The organism is Streptomyces sp. ICBB 8177 (assembly GCF_003144095.1).
Lineage (GTDB): Bacteria > Actinomycetota > Actinomycetes > Streptomycetales > Streptomycetaceae > Streptantibioticus_D.
This window is the reverse complement of the sequence record NZ_NSKH01000003.1, coordinates 491,005-502,987: the sequence shown is the minus strand read 5'-3', so window position 1 is coordinate 502,987 and position 11,983 is coordinate 491,005. Positions and strand designations below refer to the sequence as shown.

General features: G+C 68.5%; 9 protein-coding genes. 2 read left to right on the top strand and 7 right to left on the bottom strand.

Translation table 11 applies throughout. From position 1 onward, the window contains the following. Nucleotides 1-6: 6 nt before the first annotated feature. The 4 genes from CK485_RS05155 to CK485_RS05140 form a co-directional block, all read right to left on the bottom strand. The gene (locus CK485_RS05155; protein ID WP_109447335.1) at nt 7-348 is read right to left on the bottom strand and encodes a cupin domain-containing protein; all 342 of its coding nucleotides are present in this window, start codon (nt 346-348) and stop codon (nt 7-9) included. A gap of 60 nt (nt 349-408) precedes the next feature. Next, a complete protein-coding gene (locus CK485_RS05150; protein ID WP_109447334.1) occupies nt 409-1,659 on the bottom strand; it encodes an FAD-dependent monooxygenase in 1,251 nt (416 codons plus the stop codon). A 410-nt stretch (nt 1,660-2,069) separates the two neighbouring features. Beyond that, on the bottom strand, nt 2,070-2,357 hold the full coding sequence (locus CK485_RS05145) for a LysR family transcriptional regulator (RefSeq protein ID WP_109447332.1): 288 nt from the start codon (nt 2,355-2,357) through the stop codon (nt 2,070-2,072). 705 nt (nt 2,358-3,062) lie between these two features. Then, a complete protein-coding gene (locus tag CK485_RS05140) occupies nt 3,063-3,470 on the bottom strand; it encodes an SHOCT domain-containing protein (RefSeq protein WP_109447330.1) in 408 nt (135 codons plus the stop codon). Nucleotides 3,471-3,718: 248 nt separating this feature from the next. On the opposite strand from CK485_RS05140, the gene CK485_RS05135 reads away from it, so the two are divergent. Further along, complete coding sequence (locus tag CK485_RS05135; protein ID WP_241968136.1) at nt 3,719-4,498, top strand: YhjD/YihY/BrkB family envelope integrity protein; 780 nt, start codon at nt 3,719-3,721, stop codon at nt 4,496-4,498. Nucleotides 4,499-4,697: 199 nt separating this feature from the next. Then, on the top strand, nt 4,698-6,287 hold the full coding sequence (locus tag CK485_RS05130) for an MFS transporter (protein ID WP_109447643.1): 1,590 nt from the start codon (nt 4,698-4,700) through the stop codon (nt 6,285-6,287). A 98-nt stretch (nt 6,288-6,385) separates the two neighbouring features. On the opposite strand, the gene CK485_RS05125 is transcribed toward CK485_RS05130, so the two are convergent. The 3 genes from CK485_RS05125 to mrdA form a co-directional block, all read right to left on the bottom strand. Further along, nucleotides 6,386-8,347, bottom strand: a complete 1,962-nt coding sequence (locus CK485_RS05125; RefSeq protein ID WP_109447326.1) for a TIGR03960 family B12-binding radical SAM protein — start codon at nt 8,345-8,347, stop codon at nt 6,386-6,388. A 116-nt stretch (nt 8,348-8,463) separates the two neighbouring features. Continuing rightward, entirely contained in the window at nt 8,464-9,672 is a 1,209-nt protein-coding gene (gene rodA, locus CK485_RS05120) for a rod shape-determining protein RodA (RefSeq protein ID WP_199239227.1), read from the bottom strand. After that, entirely contained in the window at nt 9,669-11,897 is a 2,229-nt protein-coding gene (gene mrdA / locus CK485_RS05115) for a penicillin-binding protein 2 (protein WP_109447324.1), read from the bottom strand. The genes rodA and mrdA overlap by 4 nt, the downstream gene beginning before the upstream one ends. Nucleotides 11,898-11,983: the final 86 nt, after the last annotated feature.

The following is an 11,983-nucleotide window of genomic DNA, read 5'->3' as shown; positions in this document are numbered from 1 at the left end:
GCCGCCTCACCGCTCGTTGGGCTGGAGCCAGTAGATGCTGACGAACGTGAGCGCGTCGGCGTCACTGGTGTTGGTGACGATGTGGTTGGTGCCGTTGGGGATGTAGATGACGTCGCCGGCCGCCACGTCCCGCTCCTCGGTGCCGATGCGCACGTGGCCCTCGCCGCCGGTGAAGATGAACGTCTCGTCGGTGGCGTGCTCGTGGGGGGTGCTGGACTCGGTGGGGCGGATCGAGCACAGGGTGCTGTTCCACGGCGGCACGACCACCCCGTCCCAGGGGTAGAGCTGGCGCAGGTCGCAGCCGTTCTTGCGGATCTGCTCGTCGCTGTCCGCGGTCTTGACGTACATGCGGGCTTCCGTCCTTCCGTAAGGCGTGGGGCGTGGGCGTGTTGCGTGACGGTGCGGCGGTTAGCGGAGCGCGAAGATGCGCTCGATCACCTCGGGTTCGAACGACTGGCTGGGCACGTTGAACGGCCCCTTGAAGGTGGCGATGCGCGATCCGGCCAGCACCTCGTCCGTGGGCCAGGCGGCGGCGTAGGCCTTGCGGCGGGCGGCGCCCTCGGGGGTGAACGTCATGTTGATCGTGGTCCGGACTCGGGCGGAGACCCGCAACCTGGCCATCCGCACCCTGCGTTCGTGCCCGTACGAGCCGAAGGTGTCCGCGTCGGACCAGTCGGTGCTGGTGCGCAGGATGTCCCAGATCATGCGTGCGTCACGCAGCGCGATGGACAGCCCCTGGCCGATGACCGGGTCGGTCCAGCCCGCGGCGTCGCCGATCAGCACCGCGCCCTCGGTGTACGGCGGCGTGTCGGTCCACGAATCGTTCATCGGGTAGAAGGCGCAGGACGCGGAAGGGGTCGCCGCGGCGAACATCTCGCTGTTCGGAATGCAGGAGAAACGAAATGCCTCCAGGAATTCCGCGTGCCGGTTGGGACCGGAGAAGCGGCCTTTCTGCGTGGGGTCGTGCAGGAGGTACAGACGCGCCTGCGCGCCCGCGCGCGGAAAGACGAAATACAGCAGGTCGCCTTCGGTGCCGATGGAGGTGACATTCACCGGCCAGTCCGGCAGGTCCTTGACGAGCATTCCGCCGCCGAGTGAATTCGGCGGGGTCTGGGTGAGCGTGATGCCCAACTGCCTGCGCACGGTGGACATCCGCCCGTCGGCGCCGACCACCAGCCGGCAGGGCACCTCGTACTCCATGCCGTCGAGTTCGTAGCGCACGGAAGGGGTCGACCCGGCGGTCACCATGACGTCGCCGACGCCGCGCACCACGCCGGCCCCGGCCTCCTCGGCGGCCGTGGCCAGCGCCTCGCAGGCCTCCGGGTGGCCGACGTCGAGCACGCCGCGTATGCCGGGCAGCATCTCGTCCAGGTGCAGGGCCTTGGCCGTGGCGGTGTCCGGGTCGACCGTCTCGTCGAAGCCGACGAAGCGGTTGACATAGGTGCCGCCCGCGGCCAGGACGCACTTCTCCAGGCCGAGTTGCATGAGTTCCTCGACACCCCAGCAGTTGATGACCTCACCGCGGACCTTGTCCCGGTAAACGGTCTGCCGCTCCAGGAGAACCACGTCGTAACCGTCGCCCGCGAGCGCGGCGGCCAGGGCAGAACCCGCGATTCCGCCGCCTACCACCACGGCGTCGACGCGACCGGTGTTCGCCATCGATTCCTCCCTTTCACCATCAAGTGCGCTCGCCGGGTGCCGATGGCCCGGCGGTCGGCCGTCTCAGCGACAGTCGAAATACTTGCTGGATCCCGTCATTCGTGACGAGATCGGGAGGCGACACTTTGCATGCAGTTTCGGTCAGGGCCGATCTGATTAGGCAGAGAAGCGATCGCAATATGGCCGGATGCCGTCGTTCCGCACCCAGCGTAATCATTCCTGGTGATCCGCTACTACCAGCCGGAACGACTGCTTCCGACCATCGGATTCCTGGTGGATTTCTTATGCGCGCAGCACGGGAGAAGGACGCGGACGCGAAATCGGGGCGACATTCGCGTGGCGCGGTCGCCATGCGGAAAGGGCATCGCGTGCGGGAGCGTGACGCCTTGGGGCGTGACCGCGGTCGTGGCTCACGCGCCTTCGTCGGGCTCCCGCGCGCACCCCTCGACCGCCTGCCGTGCGCCCTCCCAGGCGAGCAGTATCTGGCGGGCGTGCGGCAGGAACGCCTCACCGGACGGCGCGAGCCGCACCCCCGCGTGGTCGCGGACGAAGAGCGGTACGCCGAGCGTCCGTTCCAGCGCCTTCATCTGCTTGCTCAGCGTGGGCTGGGAGACGAACAGGATCCGTGCGGCCCGCGAGAAGTGCAGTTCCTCGGCCAGCACGACGAAGGCCCTGACGACTCTTCCGTGCACGTCCATGATCCGGACACCCCCGTGTCGGTCCCATCGGTCGCCCCGGGCGAGTCCCACGACGACCGACCTCCACCGAGCCGCGTACCGCCGGCACATACCATCGGCACGGGCCGTCGCGAACGGGAACAGCCGCACTGGAGCCGTTCGGCAACTGAAGTGGACACCAGATTCCCAGCTACCCACTACGGCTCACGCCACGCGTCTCCCGCGCCCCCACCTGCCCGACCGTCACTTTTCAGCCACGCGGTCCGGGCATGGGCACACGGCCGTCCCCCGGTGCCCGACGGCGTACCCTCACGGCTCGTGCCGAGCGGACGCCGACCCCGTCCCCGATCCGGCTTCCGGAGAGCGGCGTCGCACTCGATCACCTGGGCCGGCCGGGCCAGGCGGCGCTGCCGGAACCACGGCACGGGCGAAGGGAGGGCGAGCACGAGCAGACCCTCTTGCTGGAGGAACTCCCCGCCGGCGCCGACCGCGTCCGATTCGCCTACCGCATCACCGCCACCGCTTCCGCGCGCTTCCGCTCGATCAAGTCCTGCCCGCAGAGGTCCGCCTCCTGTGCCGGCGAGCGGCCACGCCCGGAACTCCCCCCAACCGTTCACGTGCGTGCCTCCGTCGTTTCGGCCAGGCATCAGATGCGGACCGCAGGCAACGCCAGGTCGGGGGACCCCGGTGGGTCGGCCGGACCAGTACGCGGGCTTGGTGCGTGGCTCAGCTGAGGATCTTCTCCTTCGCCCGCTCGAACTCTGCGTCGGTGAGTTCACCCTGGGCCCTGAGTTCCGAGAGCCTGGTCAGCTCGTCCGCGCTCGACGTAGTGCCGACGGTCTGCCGGACGTAGGCATCGAATGCCTGCTGCTGTTCCTGGGCATGCCGCGTTTCGCGTTCCCCCATCCCGCGACCGCGGGCGATCAGGTACACCAAGACTCCCAAGAACGGCAGGATCAGGACGAACAGCAGCCATCCGGCTTTGCCCCAGCCGCTCAGCTCCCGGTCCCGGAAGATGTCGACCACGGCCCGGAACAGGACCACCAGCCACAGGACCCACAGGAAGAACCACATGATGCTCAAGAAGACCCCGAGCACCGGGTAGTCGTACGCAAGCTGCACATGGGCGCCCATCGCTCTCTCCCTACGTGCGAGGGATGTTCTGGCTCCTTTCCAGGTTCGTCCCGTCGGAGGGCCTTTGCCACTTGGTGGCGGTCCAGTAGACCTGGGCGAAGAGGCTCCCATCGGCCGCCCACCCGCCTTTCCGCGTGCCTCGGCGGGCCATGCCCGGGCGAGCGGGTTCACTGTCGTTCATGACAAGCCGCCGGAAACTGGCCGGGCCTCGCGGTGGGCGCCGGAGCGGACGCTCGAGGCTCACGGCTTTGGAGGACGGGAAACGTGCGGTTGGCAGACGTCTACGGACGGCGAGCGGGCTGTGGAACCGGCTCAGCGCGATCGACTTCTTCGGACACTCGTTCCAGCTGGCCGCGTTGGCGATCTTGTGTTTCTTCCCCTTTCTGATCGTTGTCGCCGCGGCGACGGGCCGGGACACCGCAGCGTCGGTCGTCGGATGGCTGGGGCTCGACCAGCGCGCGGCACAAGCCGTAACCACTCTCTTCAAGCCTGGAGCCACCCCGGGCACACTCACGCTGACCAGCGCGTGCCTACTGGTCCTCGGCGCCATGGCTGTCGCGGGCACGCTGCAAAGCTGGTACCAGACGGTATTCGGCGTCCCCCGCCGGGGCTGGCACGACCTCGCCGCCTGCCTGTACTGGCTCGGGGCACTTCTCGCCTACTCCGCTGCGCAGACTTTCGCCGGACGCACGATCGGTACCGTCGGCGGGCCCGTGTGGCAGGGCCTGTTCGGATTCGCCCTGGCGACGTTCTTCTGGTGGTGGAGCATGAAACTGCTCCTTTCCGGCGCGGTGCGCTGGCGCACCTTGTTCCCCGCCGCCCTGGCCACAGGTGTGTGCTGGGTGGGCCTCGGCGGGTTCTCCGCCCACTACTTCTCCGCGACGATCGTGGCCAACGAGCAGAGCTACGGTCCCATCGGTGTGGTCATGGTCATCCTGTCCTGGCTGGTCGCGGTCGGCGTGGTCGTGCACCTGGGATCGGTCGTCGGGTGCCTGTATCTCGAGCACCGCTCCCGGACAGCCTCCTGACTGCGAGTCAGGCGGAGGCGCTTGCAGACCGGTTGTCCGGTCTGAGATGCCGGCCCGCTCCGGTGGGCCCGAGGCGAGCGTCCGAAGGCCTGGCCGGGTGACTTGACCGCCACGACTGCGAAACGTACGACCCCCGTCACTCTATGATTGCGCCGCGGCTCGCGGTGTGGGCAGGCCGGGATCTGTGGAGGTGCACGCGGTGGGACGCTGGCGGGCTCTGATCATTCTCGGCACAGCCCAGTTCCTGATGGTTCTGGACACCTCGGTGATGAACGTCTCGATCAGCCGACTCGTCGAGGACTTCCACACAGAGGTCACCGCGATCCAGGCCGTCATCACCCTCTACACCCTGGTCATGGCCGCCTTCATGATCACTGGCGGCAAGCTCGGCGACATGCTCGGGCGCCGCCGCGCCTTCGGCATCGGGCTGGTGGTGTACGGCACCGGATCAGCGCTCACCGCGGCGGCGCCTGTGCTCTGGGTGCTCGCGCTCGGGTGGTCGATCATCGAGGGACTCGGCGCCGCACTCGTTCTTCCGGCGCTGGCTGCACTGGTGGCCGGCGCCTACACCGGCCGGGACCGTGCCGTGGCTTACGGGGTCATCGGCGGTCTGGCGGGGGCGGGCATCGCTGTCGGTCCGCTGCTCGGTGGATGGGTCACGACATACCTGACCTGGCGGCTCGTCTTCGCCGCTGAGGTCGTCGTGGTGGCGGCCCTTCTCTGCTTCGTGCGGTTGATCGAGGATCACCCCCGCCCTGAGCCACGGCCCCGCCTGGACACGGGCGGCACCGTGCTGTCCGCCCTCGGACTGGCTCTGGTGGTGCTGGGCGTCCTGCAGAGCAGCTCCTGGGGGTGGCTCAAGCCCCGCAACTCCCCGATCACGATCGTCGGCTTCTCCCTCACCGTCTTCGTCATCGCGGCCGGAGCCGTCGTCCTGGGCCTGTTCCGGGCCTGGGAACGGCGCCAGGAAGCTCGGGGGCGCGAACCACTCATCCGATTCTCGTTGTTCGCCATCCGGCCCCTGCGCTCCGGCCTGGCCATGCTGCTCAACCAGAACCTCATCCTGCTCGGACTGTTCTTCGTCGTCCCCCTCTACCTTCAGGTCGTCCAGGGCTTCGATGCCTTCCAGACGGGCCTGCGACTGCTGCCGGTGTCGGTCACCATGCTGGTGTCCTCCATGACCGGCCCGCTCCTGGGCCGCATCGCCGGCCCGCGCACCGTAGTACGGATCGGCCTGCTGGTGCTGCTCATCGCCGCCGTGTGGCTGCTGGCGACCATCAGGCCCCACATCGATGATCTCTCGTTCGCGCTCGCGATGGCTGTCCTGGGCCTCGGGATGGGCCTCCTCGCCTCGCAACTCGGCAACGTGGTCCAGTCCGCTGTCGGGGAATCGGAACGCAGCGAGGCGGGCGGCCTCCAGTACACCGCCCAGAACCTGGGATCCTCCCTCGGCACCGCTCTCATCGGCGCGATTCTCATCGGCGCCTTGGTGAACGCGTTCACAACCCGGATCGCCGACAACCCCCTCATCTCCGACGCCGCACGGCAGCAGACCGGAATCGCCGTCGAAGCCGGCGTCAGCTTCGTCAGCACCGACCAGGTGCGCGCTGCCGCCGAACACGCCAAGCTGCCGCAGCAAGAGGTCGATGCCATCGCCGATGCCTACGCCACCGCTCAACTCGACAGTCTCAAGGCTGCCATCCTCGCGGTCGCCGCCATCACGCTCACCGGCTTCGCGTTCACCCGCAGCCTGCCCGATAACCGGTTCACGAGTCCGACGGCCTCCTGACCGAAGGCCCGTGCCTGTCCAAACCCGTCTTCACTTACTCAAGGGCGCGTCTGCGGCGGACCACGGCAACGTCGGCGAAGTCCCGAGCCCCCCTCGTGTCAGTGGGCGTGGCCGCTCGACGCGGGTTCCGGGCCGGCGTTCTTCACCGTCAGCGGCAGCAGCTTCTTGCCCGTGGGCCCGATCTGGATGTGGGTGTCCATCTGCGGGCACACCCCGCAGTCGAAGCACGGGGTCCAGCGGCAGTCCTCGACCTCGGTCTCGTCGAGGGAGTCCTGCCAGTCCTCCCAGAGCCAGTCCTTGTCCAGACCGGAGTCCAGGTGGTCCCAGGGCAGGACCTCCTCGTAGCCGCGCTCGCGGGTGGTGTACCAGTCGACGTCCACGCCGAAGGCGGGCAGCACCTTGCCCGCGCACTCCATCCAGCGGTCGTACGAGAAGAACTCGCGCCAGCCGTCGAAGCGGCCGCCGTCCTCGTAGACCGCGCGGATCACCGCGCCGAGGCGGCGGTCGCCGCGCGACAGCAGGCCCTCGACGATGCCGGGCTTGCCGTCGTGGTAGCGGAAGCCGATGGACCGGCCGTACTTCTTGTCACCGCGGATCTTGTCGCGCAGCTTCTCCAGCCGCGCGTCGGTCTCCTCGGAGCTGAGCTGCGGGGCCCACTGGAACGGCGTGTGCGGCTTGGGCACGAAACCGCCGATGGAGACCGTGCAGCGGATGTCGTTGGAGCCGGAGACCTCGCGGCCCTTGGCGATCACCCTGGTCGCCATGTCGGCGATCTGGAGGACGTCCTCGTCGGTCTCGGTGGGCAGACCGCACATGAAGTACAGCTTCACCTGACGCCAGCCGTTGCCGTAGGCCGTGGCGACCGTGCGGATCAGGTCCTCCTCCGAGACCATCTTGTTGATGACCTTGCGGATGCGCTCGCTGCCGCCCTCGGGGGCGAAGGTCAGGCCGGAGCGGCGGCCGTTGCGGGTCAGTTCGTCGGCCAGGTCGATGTTGAACGCGTCGACCCGGGTCGACGGCAGGGACAGGCCGATCTTGTCGTCGGTGTAGCGGTCGGCCAGGCCCTTGGCGATGTCGCCGATCTCGCTGTGGTCGGCCGACGACAGCGACAGCAGGCCGACCTCCTCGAAGCCGGTCGCCTTCAGGCCCTTCTCGACCATGTCGCCGATGCCGGTGATGCTGCGCTCGCGCACCGGCCTGGTGATCATGCCCGCCTGGCAGAAACGGCAGCCGCGGGTGCAGCCGCGGAAGATCTCCACCGACATCCGCTCGTGCACCGTCTCGGCCAGCGGCACCAGCGGCTGCTTCGGGTACGGCCACTCGTCCAGGTCCATCACGGTGTGCTTGGACACACGCCACGGCACGCCCGACGCGTTCGGCACGACCCGCGCGATGCGGCCGTCCGGCAGGTACTCGACGTCGTAGAAGCGCGGCACGTAGACGCCGCCGGTCTTCGCCAGGCGCAGCAGCAGCTCCTCGCGCCCGCCGGGGCGGCCCTCCGCCTTCCACGCGCGCACGACGTCGGTGATCTCCAGGACCGCCTGCTCGCCGTCACCGATGACGGCGGCGTCGATGAAGTCGGCGATCGGCTCCGGGTTGAACGCGGCGTGCCCGCCGGCGAGCACCACCGGGTCGTCGATGCCGCGGTCCTCGGCGTTCAGCGGGATGCCGGCCAGGTCGAGGGCGGTGAGCAGGTTGGTGTAGCCCAGCTCGGTGGAGAACGAGACGCCGAAGACGTCGAACGCCTTGAGCGGGCGGTGCGCGTCCACGGTGAACTGCGGGACGCCGTGCTCGCGCATCAGCGCTTCGAGGTCCGGCCAGACGCTGTAGGTGCGCTCGGCCAGCACGCCCTCGCGCTCGTTGAGCACCTCGTAGAGGATCATGACGCCCTGGTTGGGCAGGCCCACCTCGTACGCGTCCGGGTACATCAGGGCCCAGCGCACGTCGCAGGCGTCCCAGTCCTTGACGGTGGAGTTGAGCTCTCCTCCGACGTACTGGATCGGCTTCTGGACGTGCGGGAGGAGTGCTTCCAGGCGCGGGAAGACCGACTCGACAGGCATCAGAGTGTCTCGGTGTCTCTCGTGTGCTGGCAGGGGACCATCCAGCGTAACGCGTCGGGGCCCGGGGCCGCGCCTTCGCGGGCGGCCCCGGGCCCCTCGCACGCCTCGGGCGTGCCTTACGCGGACATCGGACGCTGCATGCGGACCGACTGGAGCAGACCCAGCCCGATCCAGATCGCGAACATCGACGACCCGCCGTAACTGACGAACGGCAGCGGGATGCCGGCGACCGGCATGATGCCGAGCGTCATCCCGATGTTCTCGAAGGACTGGAAGGAGAACCAGGCGACGACGCCGGCCGCGATGATCGTCCCGTACAGGTCGGTGGCCTGGCGGGCGACCCGGCAGGCGCGCCAGAGGATGACCCCGATCAGCAGGATGATCGCGATCGAGCCCACGAAGCCCAGTTCCTCGCCGGCGACCGTGAAGACGAAGTCGGTCTGCTGCTCGGGCACGAACTGGCCGGTGGTCTGAGAACCGTGGAACAGCCCCTCGCCGAGCAGCCCGCCGGAGCCGATGGCGATGCGGGCCTGCGCGGTGTTGTAGCCGACGCCGGAGGGGTCGAGGGCGGGGTTGGCGAAGGCGGCGAAGCGGTCGATCTGGTACTTGTTCAGCAGGTCGAGCTTCCAGACCGCCAGCGCCCCGGCCGTGCCCGCGCCGATCAGCCCGAAGACCCAGCGCTTGGAGGCACCGGAGGACAGCAGCACGCCGAGCACGATGACGACCAGCACCATGGTCGAGCCCAGGTCGGGCATGAGCAGGATGATGCACATCGGCAGCACCGCGAACCCCAGCGCCTGCAGCACGGTGCGGTGGTCGGGGTTGAGCTGGTCGCCCGCGTCCACCTTGGCCGACAGCACCATCGCCATGCTCAGCACGATGGCGATCTTGGCGAACTCGGACGGCTGGAGCGAGAATCCGCCGCCCAGCACGATCCAGGAGTGCGCGCCGTTGACCGTCGAGCCCAGCGGCGAGAGCACCGCCAGCAGCATGACGATCACGATGCCGTAGAGGATGGGGATTATCCCGCGCATCCTGCGGTGGCCCAGCACGATGGTCCCGACGCACAGCCCTATCCCTATGGCCATGTTCATCAGGTGGCGGATCAGGAAGTACTGCGGGTCGCCGTGGTTGATGGAGGTACGGCCGCGGGTCGCCGACCACACCAGCAGCGAGCCGACGCCGGACAGCGCGAGGGCCGCGGCCAGCATCACCCAGTCCATCCGCCGCACCGCGGAGTCGCGGGCCAGCAGCTTGGACAGCGTGCCGCGCTCGGGGCTGAAGCGGCGGACGGTGAAGTCACCGAAGCCGGTGCCGCTCGTCACGTCTGGTACCTCCGGGCGAACGGCAGCTTCTGGTGGCGGTCGGGTTCCAGCGCGGTCAGGGTGTCCGTGCCCGGCCCGGACGAGCCGCCCTCCAGGGAGTTGACGAAGGCGTCGGGGCCGGGGACGTCGTAGGACGCCTGGGAGACGAGCCCGTCGGCGTTGATCTTCGGCAGCGCGACCTGCGGCGTGGGCATCATGCCCTTGCCGGGGTCGATCGAGCCGTTGGACTGGACGCCGTACAGGTGGCTGTAGATGTCGCGCACCGCCAGACCGGAGCCACCGGAACCGGTACCACCCTGCGAGATCGTCATCACGATCGCGTAGTCCTTGGTGTACGTGGAGAACCACGAGGTGGTCTGCTTGCCGTAGACCTCCGCGGTACCGGTCTTGGCGTGCAGGGTGATCTTGTTCTGCGGCCAGCCGCCGAACTTCCACTCCGCCGTACCGTCGGTGATGACGCCGGCCAGCGCGTTGTCGATGTACTTCAGCGTGGACGGGGAGTCCGGGAGCTTGCCGACCGCCTTCGGCGCGATCGGGCTGACCTTCTTGCCGTCGGCGCTGACCACGGCCTTCCCTATGGTCGGCTGGTAGAGGGTGCCGCCGTTGGCGATGGCCGAGTAGATCATCGCCTCCTGGATCGGGGTGACCAGGGTGTCGCCCTGACCGATCGCGTAGTTGACGGAGTCACCGGCGCGCATCAGGTAGCCGTCGGCGCAGTCCTCGCGGGCGATGTCGGTGCTGTAGTCGTGCTTGCCCGTCTTGGCCTGGGCGCACCACGACTTCTTCATCTCCTGGTAGTAGTCCTTCTTCCACTGCCGGTCCGGGACGCGGCCGCCCACCTCGCCCGGCAGGTCGATGCCGGTCGGCTCGCCGAGGTGGAACTCGTGGGCGGTCTTGTAGAACCAGTCCTTGGGGTTCTTCGGGTTGTTCCCGCCGTCCTTGAGCCACTGGTCGTAGGCGAGCCGGTAGAAGACGGTGTCGCAGGAGACCTCCAGCGCGCGGCCGATGCTGATGTCGCCGTAGGACTCGTTCTCGTCGTTGTGGAAGACCTGGTTGCCGATGGAGAAGCTGGAGGTGCAGGGGTAGTCGCTGGCGCCGAGGTCGTAACCGGCCTGTGCCGCGGCCGAGGTGGAGATGACCTTGAAGGTCGAACCGGGCGCCGACTGGCCCTGGATCGCGCGGTTGAGCAGCGGGTAGTCGGAGGAGGGGTCGGTCAGTGCCTGGTAGTCCTTCTCCGAGATGCCGCCGACCCACTCGTTGGGGTCGTACGTCGGCTCGCTGGCCATCGCGATGACCTGGCCGGTGTGCACGTCCATCACGACCGCGGCGCCGGAGTCCGCCTTGAAGTTTTCGTGGGTGACCGGGTCGTAGGTCTTGCGGGCCTCCTGCATCGCCTGGTTCAGGTCCTTCTCGGTGAGGGCCTGCACGCGCGAGTCGAGGCTGGTGACCAGGTCGTTGCCGGGCTGCGCCGGGGTGTCACCGGCGTTGCCGATGACCCGGCCGCGGTTGTCGACCTGGTAGCGGGTCACACCGTTCTTGCCGCGCAGCTCGCTGTCGTAGGTGTGCTCCAGGCCCGAGCGGCCCACCTGGTCGGAGCGCTCCAGGGTGGGCTGTCCGTTCTTCATGGACGCCTGGATCTCCTGGTCGGTGACCGGCGAGAGGTAGCCGAGCACCTGGGCGGCGCTGGCACCGCTGGGGGCGCCGTAGTGCCGTACGGCGGTGGGCTGGGCGGTGATGCCGGGGAAGTCCTCCCGGCGCTCCATGATCTCCAGCGCCTGCTGGCTGGTGGCCTTGTCGGTGATCGGGACCGGCTGGAAGGGCGAGCCGTTCCAGCACGGGCGGGGGGTGTGCGCGTCGCAGAGCCGGACCTGGTCGGCGATGTCCTGGTACGACATGCCCAGCACACCGGCCAGCCGGGTCAGCACCGCCTTGCCGCCGTCCTTCATCTGCATCATGTCGGTGCGGTTGACGGTGACGACCAGCTTGGTCTGGTTGTCCGCGAGCGGCACGCCGCGGTCGTCGAGTATCGAGCCGCGCACGGCGGGGTCGACGACGTTCTGGATGTTGTTGCTCGCGGCTTCCGCGGTGTACTGCTGCCCGTCGCGGATCTGGAGGTACCACAGCCTGCCGCCGAGCGTCAGCAGCAGCGAGACGACGAGGATCTGGAGGATGACCAGACGGATCGTCACCCGCTGGGTGCGACCCGTCTCGGGGATATTAGACATGGCGCGTAGCGCTTCCGCTGAGGGTGGTGGCGGGCGACGGGTGGGAATGGCGCGTAGCGCTTCCGCTGAGGGTGGTGGCGGGCGAC